This window comes from Streptomyces longispororuber (assembly GCF_014656095.1).
Taxonomy (GTDB): domain Bacteria; phylum Actinomycetota; class Actinomycetes; order Streptomycetales; family Streptomycetaceae; genus Streptomyces; species Streptomyces longispororuber.
The window spans coordinates 1-16,518 of the sequence record NZ_BNBT01000177.1 but is presented as its reverse complement, the minus strand read 5'-3'; the positions used below and the strand labels follow the sequence as shown (position 1 = coordinate 16,518).

14 protein-coding genes are annotated in these 16,518 nt (G+C 74.4%); 11 read left to right on the top strand and 3 right to left on the bottom strand.

Annotated features, from left to right (window positions below; all coding sequences use genetic code 11):
• The coding region (locus tag IE330_RS33860) for a BACON domain-containing protein (protein WP_229926114.1) at positions 1-1,364 on the top strand (1,364 nt) is incomplete at its 5' end.
• Between the two features lie 76 nt (positions 1,365-1,440).
• Here the strand turns inward: IE330_RS33860 and IE330_RS33855 are convergent.
• The gene (locus IE330_RS33855) at positions 1,441-2,490 is read right to left on the bottom strand and encodes a DUF3109 family protein (RefSeq protein WP_373314797.1); all 1,050 of its coding nucleotides are present in this window, start codon (positions 2,488-2,490) and stop codon (positions 1,441-1,443) included.
• Between the two features lie 71 nt (positions 2,491-2,561).
• On the opposite strand from IE330_RS33855, the gene IE330_RS33850 reads away from it, so the two are divergent.
• From IE330_RS33850 to IE330_RS33830, 5 genes are all read left to right on the top strand, one after another.
• On the top strand, positions 2,562-3,494 hold the full coding sequence (locus tag IE330_RS33850; protein ID WP_190140009.1) for a Ppx/GppA family phosphatase: 933 nt from the start codon (positions 2,562-2,564) through the stop codon (positions 3,492-3,494).
• 331 nt (positions 3,495-3,825) lie between these two features.
• Positions 3,826-4,650: a sugar phosphate isomerase/epimerase family protein gene (locus tag IE330_RS33845; protein WP_190140008.1), complete on the top strand. Its 825-nt coding sequence runs from the start codon at positions 3,826-3,828 to the stop codon at positions 4,648-4,650.
• Positions 4,647-5,360, top strand: coding sequence for a TetR/AcrR family transcriptional regulator (locus IE330_RS33840; protein ID WP_190140007.1), 714 nt, complete (start codon positions 4,647-4,649; stop codon positions 5,358-5,360). The genes IE330_RS33845 and IE330_RS33840 overlap by 4 nt, the downstream gene beginning before the upstream one ends.
• Positions 5,361-5,570: 210 nt before the next feature.
• The gene (gene ilvD, locus IE330_RS33835; protein WP_190140006.1) at positions 5,571-7,424 is read left to right on the top strand and encodes a dihydroxy-acid dehydratase; all 1,854 of its coding nucleotides are present in this window, start codon (positions 5,571-5,573) and stop codon (positions 7,422-7,424) included.
• Between the two features lie 210 nt (positions 7,425-7,634).
• Positions 7,635-8,030 (top strand): SH3 domain-containing protein, encoded by a 396-nt coding sequence (locus tag IE330_RS33830; protein WP_229926115.1) that lies wholly within the window; start codon positions 7,635-7,637, stop codon positions 8,028-8,030.
• A 47-nt stretch (positions 8,031-8,077) separates the two neighbouring features.
• On the opposite strand, the gene IE330_RS33825 is transcribed toward IE330_RS33830, so the two are convergent.
• Complete coding sequence (locus IE330_RS33825) at positions 8,078-10,324, bottom strand: serine/threonine-protein kinase (RefSeq protein ID WP_190140005.1); 2,247 nt, start codon at positions 10,322-10,324, stop codon at positions 8,078-8,080.
• 153 nt (positions 10,325-10,477) lie between these two features.
• Between IE330_RS33825 and IE330_RS33820 the strand changes: the two genes are divergently transcribed.
• The 5 genes from IE330_RS33820 to proC all read left to right on the top strand — a co-directional run bounded on the left by IE330_RS33820 (position 10,478) and on the right by proC (position 14,979).
• Positions 10,478-10,984: an EamA/RhaT family transporter gene (locus IE330_RS33820; protein WP_190140004.1), complete on the top strand. Its 507-nt coding sequence runs from the start codon at positions 10,478-10,480 to the stop codon at positions 10,982-10,984.
• A 221-nt stretch (positions 10,985-11,205) separates the two neighbouring features.
• A complete protein-coding gene (locus tag IE330_RS33815; RefSeq protein WP_190140003.1) occupies positions 11,206-11,976 on the top strand; it encodes a class I SAM-dependent methyltransferase in 771 nt (256 codons plus the stop codon).
• A 217-nt stretch (positions 11,977-12,193) separates the two neighbouring features.
• Positions 12,194-13,012 carry an ABC transporter ATP-binding protein gene (locus IE330_RS33810; RefSeq protein WP_190140002.1) on the top strand — a complete coding sequence of 273 codons (819 nt, stop codon included), beginning with the start codon at positions 12,194-12,196 and terminating at the stop codon, positions 13,010-13,012.
• A 214-nt stretch (positions 13,013-13,226) separates the two neighbouring features.
• Positions 13,227-14,033 (top strand): ABC transporter permease, encoded by an 807-nt coding sequence (locus tag IE330_RS33805; RefSeq protein WP_190140001.1) that lies wholly within the window; start codon positions 13,227-13,229, stop codon positions 14,031-14,033.
• A gap of 118 nt (positions 14,034-14,151) precedes the next feature.
• A complete protein-coding gene (gene proC, locus IE330_RS33800; RefSeq protein WP_190140000.1) occupies positions 14,152-14,979 on the top strand; it encodes a pyrroline-5-carboxylate reductase in 828 nt (275 codons plus the stop codon).
• Here the strand turns inward: proC and trpS are convergent.
• Positions 14,976-16,004 carry a tryptophan--tRNA ligase gene (gene trpS, locus IE330_RS33795; RefSeq protein ID WP_190139999.1) on the bottom strand — a complete coding sequence of 343 codons (1,029 nt, stop codon included), beginning with the start codon at positions 16,002-16,004 and terminating at the stop codon, positions 14,976-14,978. The genes proC and trpS overlap by 4 nt on opposite strands.
• Positions 16,005-16,518 lie beyond the last annotated feature (514 nt).

Sequence of the window (16,518 nt, the reverse complement as noted above, 5' to 3'; positions counted from 1 at the left end):
CCCCGGGCGCGGCCGCCCCGAGCCCGGCGGGCCCCGCCCCGGCGGACGACACCGAGCGGGCCCGCCGCCACGAACTGGCCCGGCTCGCCTGGCCCGAGGCCGCGGGCACCACCCCGGAGCAGCGCGAGGCCCTGGAGCTCGCGGTCCGCCACCAGCTCACGCCCCAGGAGGTCGCCGCCGTCCTCGGGCTCGACCCCGCGGCCGCCCGCGAGCTGCTCGCCTCCGCCGCCTGCGAGGTGGAGCGCACCCGCGCCGCGCTCGCCGTCGTCGAGACCGGCGCCTGCCCCATCGTGGCCCGCCTCACCGGCGACAACCAGGTGCTCCTCGGTACCGCCCTGCGCCGCGAGCTGGTCCGGCACGTCGACGACTGCCCGCGCTGCCGCCGCACCGCCGAGCGCGCCGGTTCCGGCGCCTGGCCCGGCACCGCCGTCACCCCGGCCGAGCTGCCGCTGGTCGAGGCCCCGCGCGCGGCCCTGCACCACGCCATGGCCCACGCCCCGCGCGCCCACCGCAGGGCCCGCGGCGGCCCCCGCTTCGACCGGCGCGGCTTCCCCATGGACCCCAAGGACCACGCCGCCCGCCGCGAGCGCTTCCGCGCGCGGGCCGTCACCACCACGGTCGTCGCCACCGTCGTGGCCGCCCCCGTCCTCGCCCTCTGGGCCGCCTACCGCGGCGCCCCCCTCACCGGCGAGGGCACCGACGGCCGCTCCTCCAGCGCCACGGAGGCCGACGACGGCCCGGGCGGGGACGGCCCCCGCGCGCGGGACAGCTACGAGAACGCGGGCAACGCCAGGGCCACCCCCGACCCCCGCTCCGCCGAGGGGCGCGAGGGGCCGGGCGTCTCCGTGGAGGTCCTCAGCCCCGGCGGGTCCCTGACCGCGCCCGGCGGCGGCCGGCTCGCCGTGCAGGCCCGCTCGGGCGCCGGGGCGACCCTCATCACGCTCACGGCGTCCGGGGCGTCCCCGGTCCGCTGGTCCGCGAGCACCGGCGCCCCGTGGCTGATCCTGAGCCAGGCGTCGGGAACGCTCGCCCCCGGCCGCTCGTTCACGATCCGGGTGTACGTCGACGACGCCCGCGAGCCGGCCGGCCACTGGAGCGCGCGCGTCACGATCGGCCCCACGGGCGCCGTCATCTCCCTCGCGGGGTACGGCGGTTCCCGCCCGACCGGCCGGCCGGACCCGCGCCCGACCGCCACCCGCCCGGGCCCCACGCTGCCGGACCCGACGCCCACGCCGAGCGGCGACGGCGAGCCCACGCCGACCGCGCCCCACGTGGACGCGACCTCGCCGAGGCCGACGCCCACGCCGACGCCGACGGACCCCGCCCCGACGCCCTCCCCGAGCGGTGACCCGGGGCAGGGCTGAAGCCCCGCCTCTCCAGGGGGGCGCGGGGGCTTACCCGCGCGCCCCCGCCCCCGCCCGCGCCCCTGGGGCGAGCCGCTCAGCCCCGGTGCGGACGATCCGCGGGGTGCGGCGGATCCGCGGGGTGCGGCGCGACCAGCGGCAACTGCGAGGCGAGCCGCGCCTCGCACAGCTCCACCAGCCGGTCGTACCCCTCCTTGCCCATCAGCTCGATCAGCTCCGGCCGGTACGACACGTACACGGGCTCGCCCGCCCCGTGCGCCGACGTCGCCGACGTGCACCACCAGTGCAGGTCGTGGCCGCCCGGGCCCCAGCCCCGGCGGTCGTACTCCCCGATCGACACCTGGAGCACCTTCGTGTCGTCCGGCCGCTCGATCCAGTCGTACGTCCGCCGCACCGGCAACTGCCAGCACACGTCCGGCTTGGTCTCCAGCGGCTCCCGGCCCTCCTTGAGCGCCAGGATGTGCAGCGAGCAGCCCGCGCCGCCCGCGAAGCCCGGGCGGTTCTGGAAGACGCACGAGCCGTTGTACGGCCGCGTCTGGCGCTCGCCGTCCTCGTCCACCGCCACCCAGCCCGACTCCCGGCCCACGTCGTGGTGCTGCCAGATGTCGGGCGTCAGCCGCTCCACGAACCCCGCGACCCGCTGCTCGTCCTCCTCGTCGGAGAAGTGCGCCCCGAGCGTGCAGCAGCCGTCGTCGGCGCGGCCCGCCTTGATGCCCTGGCAGCCGCTGCCGAAGACACAGGTCCAGCGGGACGTCAGCCACGTCAGGTCGCAGCGGAAGACCTGCTCCTCGTCGGCCGGGTCAGGGAACTCCACCCAGGCGCGCGCGAAGTCGAGGCCCTTCTCGTCGTCGACGGGCACGGGCGGCACCGCGGCCTGCGCCTTGCGGAGCTTGCGCACGGCCTTGCCGGCGGCACCGCCCTTGCCGCCTTTGCCGCTCTTGCCACCCTTGTCCGGCTTGCCGCCCTTGCCGGGCTCGACGGCGCCGACCTCGGCGTCCTCGGCGTCCTTGCCGCGCTTCTCGGCCCGCTCCGGCCCGCCCCGCGCGGGCGGCGCCGACAGCTCCGAGGGCTCCGGCACCCGCACGGGGGTCGATTTGTCGGACTTCGCCTTTTTCGTCTTTGGCACGTCTCCAGGGTATGCGTGCCCGGGGCCGCCCCGGGACCGGCCGCGGGCGGGGGAGCAGTAGCGTTCCGTACATGAGACTCGGTGTCCTCGACGTGGGTTCGAACACGGTGCATCTGCTGGTGGTGGACGCCCACCCCGGCGCGCGCCCGCTGCCCGCGTACTCCCACAAGGCCGAACTGCGCCTCGCCCAGCTCCTCGACCCGGAGGGCGCGATCGGCCCCGACGGCATCGGCCTGCTCGTCGCCACCGTGCGTGACGCGCTCCAGGCCGCCGAGGACAAGGGCGTCGAGGACCTGCTGCCGTTCGCCACCTCCGCGGTGCGCGAGGCCACCAACGCCGATGAGGTGCTCGCCCGGGTCCGCGCGGACACCGGCGTCGACCTCCAGGTCCTCAGCGGCGCGGAGGAGGCCCGGCTCACCTTCCTCGCCGTGCGCCGCTGGTTCGGCTGGTCCGCGGGCAAGCTGCTCGTCCTCGACATCGGCGGCGGCTCCCTGGAGATCGCGTACGGCATGGACGAGGAGCCCGACGCCGCGGTCAGCCTGCCGCTCGGCGCCGGCCGGCTCACCGCCGCCTGGCTGCCGCAGGACCCGCCGGACCCGGACGACGTACGGGCCCTGCGGCGCCATGTGCGCGCGGAGATCGCGCGCACGGTGGGGGAGTTCAGCCGCCTCGGCAGCCCCGACCACGTCGTGGCGACGTCCAAGACCTTCAAACAGCTCGCCCGGCTCGCCGGAGCGGCCCGTTCCACCGAGGGGCTGTACGTGCAGCGCGAGCTGAAGCGGAAGTCCCTGGAGGACTGGGTGCCGCGGCTCGCCGCGATGTCCACCGGCGAGCGCGCGGAGCTCCCCGGCGTCTCCGAGGGCCGGGCCCGGCAACTCCTCGCGGGCGCCCTGGTCGCCGAGGGCGCCATGGACCTCTTCGGCGTCGAGTCCGTCGAGATCTGCCCCTGGGCCCTGCGCGAAGGCGTCATCCTCCGCCGCCTGGACCACTTGCCCCCGGGCTGACGAAAGCGCCCCCGAAGGCCCGCACCGGGGCTCCCGGGCAGCGCCCCGAAGGCCCGCACCGGGCCTGACGGCAGCGCCCCGAAGGCCCGCACCGGGGCTCACGGAAGCGCCCCGAAGGGGCGCGGGGAACGGCGCGCCCAGCCACGAACAACCCCGCACCCGCCACGGCACGGGTCCCCGACGGCGAAGAGGCACCCACCCCTCCCCCGGGAAGGAGAAGGCGCGGCACCGGGCGGGACGGCACCGGGCAGGGCGACACCGGGCAGGGCGGGCCGGCCCGGGCCGGACACCGCCTCACCGCTACCGCGCAGGGGCCCGTACCCTGTTCCCCGTGGTGGAACCAGTCGTGCGCATCCCGGATGCGAAGGTCGCCCTGTCGACGGCCTCCGTGTACCCGGAGTCGACGGCGACGGCCTTCGAGATCGCCGCGCGCCTCGGGTACGACGGCGTCGAGGTCATGGTCTGGACGGATCCCGTCAGCCAGGACATCGAGGCCCTGCGCCGCCTCAGCGACTACCACCGCATCCCGATCCTCGCGGTGCACGCCCCCTGTCTCCTGATCACCCAGCGCGTCTGGTCCACCGACCCCTGGGTGAAGCTCCAGCGCGCCCGCGCCGCCGCCGAGAAGCTGGACGCCTCGACCGTCGTCGTCCACCCGCCCTTCCGCTGGCAGCGCGGCTACGCCCGCGACTTCGTCCAGGGCATCTGGCGGATGGCGCAGGAGACGGACGTGCGGTTCGCCGTGGAGAACATGTACCCGTGGCGCTACCGCGACCGCGAGATGCTCGCGTACGCCCCCGACTGGGACGTCACCAAGGACGACTACCGCCACTTCACGATAGACCTCAGCCACACCGCCACCGCCCGCACCGACGCCCTGGAGATGGTCGACCGCATGGGCGACCGGCTCGGCCACGTCCACCTCGCCGACGGCAAGGGCTCCGCGAAGGACGAGCACCTCGTGCCCGGCCGCGGCACCCAGCCCTGCGCCCAGCTCCTGGAGCGCCTGGCCGCCACCGGCTACGACGGCCACGTCGTCATCGAGGTCAACACCCGCCGCGCCATGTCCGGCGCCGAGCGCGAGGCCGACCTCGCCGAGGCCCTGGCCTTCACGCGGCTGCACCTGGCGTCGTCGGTGAAGGTGCCGCGCCCGTGACGGGCCGGGCCGCCGCCTCCGCGCCCCGGCGCCGGGGCCGCCCCTCCCGCAGCCAGGCCGAGCAGGGGCCCGCGACCCGCGAGGTGATCCTGGACGCGGCCCGCGAGCAGTTCTCCGCGCACGGCTACGACAAGACCTCCGTACGCTCCATCGCCAAGGCGGCGGGCGTCGACTCGGCCCTCGTGCACCACTACTTCGGCACCAAGGAGCAGGTCTTCGCCGCGGCCGTCGAGGTGGCCTTCGCGCCCGCCCTGGAGGCCCCGGCCGCCGTCGAGGACGGCCCGCCGGAAGGCGTCGGCGAACGGCTGACCCGCTTCATCCTCGGCATCTGGGAGGACCCGGCGACGCGCGCGCCGCTCCTCGCGATCGTCCGCTCGGCGGTCAACAACGAGACCGCCGCCGCCGTCTTCCGCCGCCTCGTCGCCGCCCAGCTCCTGTCCCGTATCGCCCGCACCCTGGACCTGCCCGACGCGGACCTGCGCGCCGAGCTGGCCGCGGCCCAGCTCGTGGGCATCGCCATGCTCCGGTACGTCATCCAGGTCGAGCCGCTGGCCTCGGCGGACCTGGAGGAACTGGTGGCCCGGGTGGCCCCGGTCGTCCAGGGCCACCTGACCGGCTTCCCCGGCACGGGCACGCACACGAGAACCGGAACGGGCACGGGCGTCGACACCGGCACCGGCACGGGCGCGCCGGGCCCCGACCCCACCTAAGGCCCCGGGCTTGCCCCCCGGGGCCTGCCCCCCCCGGGCCTGAGCCCCGGCCCCGCCCGAGCCGCCCGCCCAAGCCGCCCGCCCGAGCCGCCCGCCAGGCCCCGTCCGGCCCGAGACACCCGTCCCGCCATCCGGACACCCTGTCCGGATCTTGGATCATGGGCGTACGCTCGGCGGTATCGACAGCCGTATCTGAAGGAGCGAGCGACGATGCCCGAGCTGAGGTCCCGCACAGTCACCCACGGCCGCAACATGGCGGGCGCCCGCGCCCTGATGCGCGCCTCCGGGGTACCGGGCGCGGACATCGGCCGGAAGCCGATCGTCGCCGTCGCCAACTCCTTCACCGAGTTCGTGCCGGGCCACACCCACCTCGCCCCCGTCGGCCGCATCGTCTCCGAGGCGGTCAAGGCGGCCGGTGCCATCCCGCGCGAGTTCAACACGATCGCGGTCGACGACGGCATCGCGATGGGCCACGGAGGCATGCTCTACAGCCTCCCGTCCCGCGACCTGATCGCCGACTCCGTCGAGTACATGGTCGAGGCCCACTGCGCCGACGCCCTGATCTGCGTCTCCAACTGCGACAAGATCACGCCCGGCATGCTGATGGCCGCCCTGCGCCTGAACATCCCGACGGTCTTCGTCTCCGGCGGCCCCATGGAGGCGGGCAAGGCCACCCTCGTCAACGGCACCGTCCGCAAGCTCGACCTGATCGACGCCATGGTCGACGCGTCGAACGAGAACGTCTCGGACGAGGACATCCTCCGCATCGAGGAGAACGCCTGCCCGACCTGCGGCTCCTGTTCCGGCATGTTCACCGCCAACTCCATGAACTGCCTGACCGAGGCCATCGGCCTGTCGCTGCCGGGCAACGGCTCGGTGCTCGCCACCCACACCGCCCGCAAGGCGCTGTACGAGCGGGCGGGCGCCACGGTCGTCGAGCTGGCCAGGCGCTACTACGAGCAGGACGACGACTCCGTCCTGCCGCGCAACATCGCCACCCACGCCGCGTTCGAGAACGCCATGGCCCTCGACATCGCCATGGGCGGCTCCACCAACACGATCCTGCACCTGCTCGCCGCCGCCCAGGAGGCCGGCGCCGACTACGGCCTCACCGACATCGACGCCGTCTCGCGCCGCGTCCCCTGCCTGGCGAAGGTCGCCCCGAACGTGGCCCCGCAGGGCACGTACTACATGGAGGACGTGCACCGCGCGGGCGGCATCCCCGCGATCCTCGGCGAGCTGTACCGCGGCGGCCTGCTCAACGAGGACGTGCACACCGTCCACTCGACCTCCGTCAAGCAGTGGCTGGACGACTGGGACGCGCGCGGCGGCGCCGCGATCCCCGAGGCCCTGGAGCTGTGGCACGCGGCCCCCGGCTGCAAGCGCTCCGCCGAGGCCTTCTCGCAGTCCGAGCGCTGGGACACCCTCGACACGGACGCCGCGAACGGCTGCATCCGCGACGTCGCCCACGCCTACTCCAGCGACGGCGGCCTCGCGGTCCTCAAGGGGAACCTGGCGGTCGACGGCTGCGTCGTGAAGACGGCGGGCGTCGACGAGTCGATCTGGACGTTCGAGGGCCCGGCCGTCGTCTGCGAGTCGCAGGAGGAGGCCGTCGAGAAGATCCTGAACAAGCAGGTCAAGGAGGGCGACGTCGTCGTCATCCGCTACGAGGGCCCCAAGGGCGGCCCCGGCATGCAGGAGATGCTCTACCCGACCTCGTTCCTCAAGGGCCGCGGCCTCGGCAAGGCCTGCGCCCTGGTCACCGACGGCCGTTTCTCCGGCGGCACCTCGGGCCTGTCCATCGGCCACGCCTCCCCGGAGGCCGCGTCCGGCGGCACCATCGCGCTCGTCGAGGACGGCGACCGCATCCGCATCGACATCCCGGGCCGCTCGATCGAGCTCCTCGTCGACGAGACCGAACTGGCCCGCCGCCGCGAGGCACTGGGCGGTACGTACGCCCCCAAGTCCCGCGAGCGCAAGGTCTCCGCGGCCCTGCGCGCGTACGCCGCGATGGCGACGAGCGCGGACAAGGGCGCGGTGCGGGACGTGTCGCGGCTGGGCTGAGCCCCGGGGCCCGGCGGGCTGCCGAGGCCCGGCCGGGCGCCCGCCGCCGGGGCCGGGCCGAGGGGGCGACTGTCCTGGTTTGTCCTGCAACTGGTGTGGTGCGCGGGCGCGTCTAAGGTGTGACGCACCTGCCACAGGGCGGCCCGCGCCGCCTGTTTCACGTGGAACACGCACACACGGGGGACCACCATGAGCAGCGAAGAACTGACCATGCCCGACGCCATCGACACCCTTGCCGGGACGGACACCACCGCTACGGCCGACGCCGTCGGCACCGCCGACGTCATCGACGTACCTGACGTCATCGACGTACCCGACGTCATCGACGTGGCGGGCGGCGCCGAGCTGACGGTGGAGGCCGCGGTGGCCCGCCGCTACGCGGTCGTCGCCGACGTCAACGTCCGCTCCGGCCCCGGCACCTCGTACGCCAAGGTCGGCCGCCTCAGCGCCGGCGCGCACGTCACCATCAGTTGCCAGAAGCCCGGCGAGACCGTCACCGGCCCCAACGGCACGTCGAAGATATGGGACCGCATCGGCAGCGGCCGGTACGTGTCGGACACGTACGTGCGCACGGGCAGCGACGGGTACGTGGCGCCGCGCTGCTGACCCGCGGCCCCGCGGCCCCGCAGAACGAGGCCGCCGCGGCCCGGGGCTCACCCGGACCGCGGCGGCTTCGCCGTGTTGAAGGCGTACACCAGGTTCCCGGCGCCGGACACGACTGCCACACGACCGGCGAAGGCGACCCGGGGACTCGCGCCCACGTCCGCGCTGCCGTTGGTCCTCGGGTCGGTCGTCCACAGGAGCTTGCCATCGCGCGGCGCCAGCGCGGCGACCCGGCCGCTGGCCGAGCTGAAGTACAGCGCCCCGGGCCCGGCCACCGGCCCCGCCGCGCCCTCCACCCCCGCCTGCCGGGTCCACGCGGGCCTGCCGGTGGTGGCGTCGACCGCGCTGACCTCGCCGTTCTGCTCGGTGAAGTAGACCCTGCCGCCCGCGAGCGCAGGCGCTCCGCCGTACCTCTTCGCCAGCCGCGTCGTGGTCGCCCTGCCGCGCGCCGCGTCCACGCGGACGAGCGCCTCGTACTCGATGACGCCGATCTCGCCCACCCGCTGCTTCGCCAGCACGAGCTGTCCGCCACGCGCGCCGAGCACCTGGAGCGGGCCGGGGACGGCGACGCCCTCGCCGAGCCTGCCCGAGGCGAGGTCGACGCCGAAGACCGTGGCGTGCCGCACCTCGGACTTCGACACCTCCGCGGCCGACCCGCACAGCAGGTACGCCCGGCCGTGCTCGGCGACCGGCGCGCAGTCCAGGCCCGCCGGGAACGGTGTCGTCCACAGCACCTTCCCGGAGCGGGCCGCGCGGGCCTCGACACGGGTGCGGCCCGCGTCGACGCTGAGGACGGTGGACCCGGCAAGCGCGGCGTCGGCGTCGCGGCCCGACAGCGCCAGGGACTGGCTGCCGTACCGGGCGGACCACAGCTCCTCGCCCTTCGCCGTGTCGAGGGCCACCACTTCGCCGGGGCCCGAGTCGTCGGCGGGCAGGCGGTAGCCGAGCACCGTGTCCCTGCCCGCCACCCCGGCCAGGTGCGTGCCCTGCACGGGGATGCCCGGGTGGTGCGCCGTCCACAGCCGACGGCCGTCGGCGATCCGGACGCGGGTGGCGATCACGCCGCCGCCCCCGCAGTACGCCGAGTCGCCGCGCGGCACGCAGCGCAGCTCGTCGGTGATCCTCGACTTGCCCGGCGGTACGTTCTGCCGCCAGGGCCGGAACCCCTGGGGCAGCGGCACCCCGGTCGCCGCGACGGTGTGCCCCCTGCCGTCGGGGCCGCCGTCGGGGGTGCCCCCCGTGGTCTCCGTGCTCGCCCTGAGCACCGCCACGCCGCCCCCGATGGCCGCCACGGCCACGACGGCGGCGAGCACGGGCCGCCACCGCCGGCGCAGCCGCCGCCCCAGACCGCCGGAGGCGCTGGTCGCCCCCGCCGTGTCCCCGGGGCCCGGGGTGCTCGGCGCCCCCGCGGTGCCGTCCGGTGCCGTCGACAGATGGTGCTGCGTGTCGGTGTCCCGCGTCCGGCTCCCGCGGCTCTCGGCGGCCGCCAGCTCCACGGGCAGGTCCCGCAGCCGCACGAGCAGCTCGTCGACCGTGGGCCGGGCGGCCGGGTCCTTGGCGAGGCAGGGCTCGACGGCCGCGCGCAGGGCGCCCGGGACGTCGTCGAGCGCCGGCGCCTCGTGCACGACCTGGTACGCCGTCATGTACGGGCTGTCCGCGTCGAAGGGCCCCTGCCCCGTCGCCGCGTACACCAGCAGCGTCCCGAGCGAGAAGACGTCCGACGACGGCCCGACGCCACGCGGGTTCTGGAGCTGCTCAGGCGACATGAACGGCGGGGTGCCGATGACACGGCCGGTCATCGTGAGCGTCTGCTGGTCGGCGGCGCGGGAGATGCCGAAGTCGATGACGCGCGGCCCCTCGGGCGACAGGACGACGTTGGACGGCTTCAGGTCCCGGTGCACGACGTCCGCGCGGTGGATGTCGCGCAGCGCCTCCGCGAGCCCGATGGCGAGGGACCGCAGCTCGGCGCCGCCGATGGGCCCGCGCCGGGCGATGCGCTGGGCGAGCGTGGCGCCCTCGATGTACGTGGTGGCCATCCACGGGTGCCGCCCCTCGGGGTCGGCGTCGACGACGGCCGCGGTGAACGCGCCGCTGACCCGGCGGGCCGCGGCGACCTCCTGCCGGAAGCGGATGCGGAACTCGTCGTCGTCCGCGAACTGCTGGTGGATCAGCTTGATCGCGATCGGCCGCCCCGACGCGGTCCGCGCGAGGAAGACGGTGCCCATGCCGCCGGAGCCGAGCCGCGACTCGAGCGGATAACCACCGATCTCCTCAGGGTCCCCTGAGCGGAGCGACACCTCTTCCGACCTCCCGGTACCGGCCGTCCCCCGTACGAACCGCCTGTCCGCACAAACTAACCGCCGACGGGGGAGGCGGAGCAAGGCGGGGGAGAAGTACGGCGTGGCTCGCCGCGGCCCGCCTCCCGCCCGGGCCGGGCGATAATCGAGGGCGTGAGCGAAGAACCCCGTACCGCGCGGCCCGAAGGCACCCCGGCCGGGCCCCGGCCCGAGCCCATCCGCTTCTTCGGCACGACGTGGCTGGAGCACACCGACGGCTACGCCGCGCGCCGCGCCGGCGTCGCCCTCGGCGCGCTCGCCGCCGCCGCGGCGGGCTGCCTGGTGCTGCGCTTCGCCTACGAGGGCCTGGAGATCGCGGCCGTCGGCTCCTTCGTGAACATGCTGGTCGTGGTCATGTTCGCGATCTGCAGCGCCATCGCCTTCCGGCGCACGTGGGAGGGGTTCTCCAAGCGGCACGACCCCCAGTCGGTGGCGTCCATGCGCAGCCTCATGACCATCGGCTTCATCGGCTCCCTCCTGGCCTACTTCTTCCGCTCCCTCAAGGAGGCCCCGGGCGAGCGACTGCACCGCGAGGAGTACGAGGCGGCGCTCGAAGCGTACGCACGCCGCACGAAGCGCCGCACCGGCAACCCGTCCGGGCGCAAGCGCCGCAACAAGTAGTCCGCCCCGGCGGGGCCGGGCGCGGGCAATTCAGCCCGTCCGGCGTTTGAGGACGAGGCGCGGAGCGCCAATACGCGCGGAGCGCCAATACGGGGGAAAGGGGCGAAGCCCCAGACGAAAGGCGGGGTCCAGGGGCGGCAGCCTGGTTTCGGGAAGGGGTGCCCGCGCGCGGAGCGCGCTGACGCATGCAGCGGGGCGCCCGCGAAGGCCACGATGGCCCCATGACACCTCACCCCCCAACCGCCTTAGCCCTCTCCTTCGACAACGTCGCGGCCCAGTACGCCGCCGCCCGCCCCGGCTACCCGCCCGAACTGTTCACCACGGTCGAGGAACTGGCAGGCATCCCCCTGGCGGGAGCCGAGGTCGCCGACGTGGGCGCGGGCACCGGCATCGCCACCCGCCTCCTGCGCGACCGCGGCGCCCACGTCGTCGCCGTCGAACCGGGCCCGGAGATGGGCGCCCAACTGCGCGCGGCCCTGCCCGGCACCCCCCTGGTCCGCGGCTCGGGCGACGCCTTGCCGCTGGCCACCGCCTCCGCCGACTACGTCACGTACGCCCAGGCCTTCCACTGGACCACACCGGAACTCTCGGTACCGGAGGCCCTGCGCGTGCTGCGCCCCGGCGGCGCCCTCGCCCTGTGGTGGAACATCCCCGACCCCGACGTCCCCTGGGCCGCCGCCCAGGAGGCCCGCCTGAAGTCCCGCCTGCCCGGCTACCACGCCCACGGCATCTCCGGCGACAGCGCCCGCGTCGTCGCCCGGGTGGCCCCGGACCTCACCCCGGTCCACCGCCGCCTGCACTGGACGCGCCCCGTCCCGCTCGACGTGCACCTGGCCCACCTCGGCAGCCGCTCGTACTTCGCCGCCCTCGGCCCCGACCGCGCCGCCCCCGTCCTCGCCGACGAACGCGCCCACCTCCTCGAACAGTTCCCCGACGCAGTCGTGCCCGAGGCCTACGCCGTGGACGTCACGGTCGTACGCAGCGCCGCCTGAACCCCTGAGCGACCTGGACGGGCCGGAGACCTCCGGCCCGTCCGGCGTATCCGTCCGGCGAATCCGTGCGGCGACCGTCCGGCATATCTGTCCGGCCTATCCGTAGTAGGCCGGCATATCCGTCCGGCGTACGAGGACAGGGCCCTCGCCCGTCCGCGCAAGACCCGAAGGCCCGACACCTTGACGCGACCGCCCTCCCGCACGCAATAATCATCACATGATGAATATCGCCTCCCCCTCCCGGGCCCCGGCCCCCGGAACCACCGCCCCGGCCATCCGCGCCCGGTCCCTCAAGGCGGTCCGCGGCCACCGCACGGTCCTGCGCGGCCTGACCTTCACCGTCCCGCGCGGCCAGATCACCGGCCTCCTCGGCCCCTCGGGCTGCGGCAAGTCCACGCTGATGCGCGCCGTGGTCGGCACCCAGGCCAAGGTCACCGGCACCCTGGACGTCCTCGACCACCCGGCGGGCACGCCCGCCCTGCGCTCCCGCATCGGCTACGTCACCCAGGACCCCTCCGTCTACGACGACCTCACCGTCCGGCAGAACCTGGAGTACTTCGCCGCCGTCCTCTCCCCGGGCCCCGCCGCGGCCGCCCGGCGCCGCGAGGACGTCACCCGGGCCATCGCCGACGTGGACCTGACCGCCCACGCCGACGCCCTCGCGGGCAACCTCTCCGGCGGCCAGCGCAACCGCGTCTCCCTCGCCGTCGCGCTCCTCGGCGCGCCCGAGCTGCTCGTGCTCGACGAACCCACCGTCGGCCTCGACCCCGTGCTCCGCCGCGACCTGTGGGACCTCTTCCACACCATCGCCACCGAGCGCGGCACCACGATCCTCGTCTCCTCCCACGTCATGGACGAGGCGGAGCGCTGCCACCGGCTGCTCCTCATGCGCGCGGGCGAGATCCTCGCCGACGACACCCCGGAAGCGCTGCGGACCCGTACCGGCTCGGCGACCGTCGAGGAGGCGTTCCTCCACCTCGTCGACGCGGCGAACGCCGCGAGCCACCCACAGCCCCGAGAACCCCAGACCCCATGACACCGCCGCCGTGCACCCACAGGCCCCACAGCCCTCACGGTCCACGGCCCTCACAGCCCCCACAGCCCCGACGAGCCCCTTACGGCCCCCAGGACCCCTCCAGCACCTACAGCCCGTCAAACACCCACAGCCACAGTCCCTCCAGCACCTTCAGTCCTCTCAGCCACCACAGCCCCTTCAACCCCACCAGCCCACCCACCTACAGGAGCCCGCGATGAACACCCACGCGCCCCTCGCCACCGCACCCCCCGCGGCCCCGGACGCCCCAGGCCCCCGCTTCACGCCGTTCCTCTTCCGCACCCTCGCCACGGCCGCCCGCGTCCTGCGCCAGCTCCGCCACGACCCCCGCTCCATCGCGCTCCTGGTCCTCGTCCCCTGCGTGATGCTGCTGCTCCTGCGCTACGTCTTCGACGGCAGCCCCCGCACCTTCGACTCCATCGGCGCCTCCCTCCTCGGGATCTTCCCGCTCATCACGATGTTCCTGGTGACCTCCATCGCCACCCTGCGCGAACGCACCTCCGGCACGCTGGAACGCCTCCTCGCCATGCCCCTGGGCAAGGCCGACCTCATCGCGGGCTACGCCCTCGCCTTCGGCGCCCTGGCCGTCGTCCAGTCCGCCCTCGGCACCGGCCTCGCCCTGTGGGGCCTCGGCCTGGACGTCACCGGCTCGGCCTGGCTCCTGCTCCTCGTCGCCCTCTTGGACGCGCTGCTCGGCACCGCCCTCGGCCTGTTCGTCTCGGCCTTCGCCGCGTCCGAGTTCCAGGCCGTCCAGTTCATGCCGGCGGTGATCTTCCCGCAGCTCCTGCTCTGCGGCCTCTTCGCTCCCCGCGACACCATGCAGCCCGTCCTCGACGGCCTCTCCGACGTGCTCCCCATGTCGTACGCCGTCGACGGCATGAACGAGGTGCTGCGCCACCCCGACATCACCGGCGACTTCGTCCGCGACGCCGTGATCGTCGCCGCCTGCGCCGTCCTCGTCCTGGCCCTGGGCGCCGCCACCCTGCGCCGCCGTACGACCTGACACCGCCGGACGACCCGACGGCGCCGCGGCAGGCGTCCGCCCGGCGGACACCCCGCCGCCCCCGCCCGCGCCGATGCGAGGATGGCCCCGAACCACGCACCCCGGGAGGCCCTCGCCCATGAGCCAGACGCGCAAGCCGAGCCAGACCGTCGCGGTCCTCGGCACCGGAAAGATCGGCGAAGCCCTGCTCAGCGGCATGATCCGGGCCGGCTGGGCACCCGCCGACCTGCTGGTCACCACCCGCCGCCAGGAGCGCGCCGACGAGCTCCGCACCCGCTACGGCGTCGAGGCCCTCGGCAACGCCGAGGCCGCCGAGCGCGCCGACACCCTGATCCTCGCCTGCAAGCCGCAGGACATGGCGGGGCTGCTCGACGAACTCGCCCCTCACCTCTCCGCGGACCGCCTGGTCATCAGCGCCGCCGCAGGCATCACCACCTCCTTCATAGAGGAGCGCCTGGCCGCAGGCACCCCCGTCGTCCGCGTCATGCCCAACACCCCCGTCCTCGTCGACGAGGGCATGTCCGTGATCTCCGGCGGCAGCCACGCCACCGCCGGAGACCTGGCGCACGCCGAGGAGATCTTCGGCGCCGTCGGCAAGACCCTCCGCGTCCCCGAGACCCAGCAGGACGCCTGCACGGCCCTGTCCGGCTCCGGACCGGCGTACTTCTACTTCCTGGTCGAAGCCATGACCGACGCGGGCATCCTCCTGGGCCTGCCCCGGGACAAGGCCCACGACCTCATCGTCCAGGCCGCGATCGGCGCCGCGGTGATGCTCCGCGACAGCGGCGAGCACCCGGTGAAGCTCCGCGAGAACGTCACCTCCCCCGCGGGCACCACCATCAACGCCATCCGCGAACTGGAGAACCACGGCGTACGCGCCGCCCTCATCGCCGCCCTGGAGGCCGCCCGCGACCGCAGCCGCGAGCTGGCCTCCGGCAGCAGCTAGCCCCGCGCGCCGCCCGCCGGCCCCTCGGCCGCGGGCGGCAGCAGCCCGATCGCCCGGTAGGCGGCGTCGACGGTCGGCCGCGCCATGCCCCTGGCCCGCTCGGCCCCGGCCCGCAACACCTCCTCCACATAAACGGAATCCGCAACCAGTTCCTTGTGCCGCTCCCGCACGGGCCGCAGGACCTCCACCACCGCCTCCGCGGTGTCCTTCTTCAACGCCCCGTACGACTCGTATACACCGCTCAGCTCCTCCGGGTTCCCACCTTCGCAGGCGGCCAGGATCTCCAGCAGGTTCGCGACCCCCGGCCGGGCCTCGCGGTCGTACACCACCTCGCTGCCGCTGTCCGTCACGGCCCGCATGACCTTCTTCCGCACCACGTCCGGCTCGTCGAGGAGGTAGACGATGCCCGCACCGGACTCGTGCGACTTGCCCATCTTCGACGTCGGGTCCTGCAGGTCCATGACCCGCGCCGCCACCTCGGGCCGCGTCGCCCGCGGCACCGCGAACGTGTGCCCGTACCGCTGGTTGAACCGCACCGCCAGGTCCCGCGTCAGCTCGACGTGCTGCGTCTGGTCCTCACCGACCGGCACCTCGTCCGCCCCGTACGCGAGGATGTCCGCCGCCATCAGCACGGGATACGTCAGCAGCGACAGCCGCACGCTCCCGCCCCGCGCCCGCTCCAGCGCCGACTTCTCCTTGTACTGGATCATCCGCCGCATCTCGCCGTCGGTCGCGACGCACTCCAGCAGGTACGACAGGCGCGCGTGCTCGTCCACGTGACTCTGTACGAAGACGGTGCACCGCTCGGGATCGAGCCCCGAGGCCAGCAGCAGCGTCGCGGCCTGCCTGCTGAGCCTGCGCACCCGCGCCGGATCGTGCTCCACGGTCAGGGCGTGCAGGTCGACCACGCAGAACAGGGCGTCGGCCCGGTGCTGGTCCACCTCTGCCCAGCCCCGGACGGCCCCCAGGTAGTTGCCCAGCGTCAGGTGCCCGGTCGGCTTGACCCCACTGAAGATCCGCGTCATGACTGCTCTCCACCTCCAGAACGGGGCCGCCGTCCCGGCTGCCGGGCTCAGGTCCTCCGGAGGGAGATACGCGAACGGCCGCCGAGGCGGCGGCCGTTGAGTACACGCGTGAGTACGGCCGCCGTCAGGCGGCCCACCACAGTTGGATGCACGCGTGTGTCGTCACGCCCCCACCGTAGCGCCCCAAGGCCCGGAGTTGACACCCCTGGAGCCGGTACGTAGTGTTCTCCGAGTTGCCCGACGTGAGCGCCGACTCTGGTCGGTCCCCGGGCGGCCATTCCGCAAGAACCACTCAAACGATCGATGCACGGCTTCTTCGTGTTCGCGAGGACTCCGACGTCGTCTCGTTTCCGTGCGCTTTTGCGAAATGAGGAAGCCGGTGTCCGCGAGGACAACCCCGATTAGCTCGGGAGCCGGGAATCCGCTAAAGTCTCACTCGTCGGAACGGCCCAACAGCCGCGAGGACAAACCCGGTTGACTGGGAATCAGGCCCGAAAGGATCTGATAGAGTCAA

What these genes read in the sequence shown, in the direction of transcription:
- IE330_RS33850 (WP_190140009.1), top strand. Translation starts at nt 2,562, where the DNA reads ATGAGACTCGGTGTCCTCGACGTGGGTTCGAACACGGTGCATCTGCTG.
- ilvD (WP_190140006.1), top strand. Translation starts at nt 5,571, where the DNA reads ATGCCCGAGCTGAGGTCCCGCACAGTCACCCACGGCCGCAACATGGCG.
- IE330_RS33830 (WP_229926115.1), top strand. Translation starts at nt 7,635, where the DNA reads ATGCCCGACGCCATCGACACCCTTGCCGGGACGGACACCACCGCTACG.
- IE330_RS33815 (WP_190140003.1), top strand. Translation starts at nt 11,206, where the DNA reads ATGACACCTCACCCCCCAACCGCCTTAGCCCTCTCCTTCGACAACGTC.
- IE330_RS33810 (WP_190140002.1), top strand. Translation starts at nt 12,194, where the DNA reads ATGATGAATATCGCCTCCCCCTCCCGGGCCCCGGCCCCCGGAACCACC.
- IE330_RS33805 (WP_190140001.1), top strand. Translation starts at nt 13,227, where the DNA reads ATGAACACCCACGCGCCCCTCGCCACCGCACCCCCCGCGGCCCCGGAC.
- proC (WP_190140000.1), top strand. Translation starts at nt 14,152, where the DNA reads ATGAGCCAGACGCGCAAGCCGAGCCAGACCGTCGCGGTCCTCGGCACC.
- trpS (WP_190139999.1), bottom strand. Translation starts at nt 16,004, where the DNA reads ATGACGCGGATCTTCAGTGGGGTCAAGCCGACCGGGCACCTGACGCTG.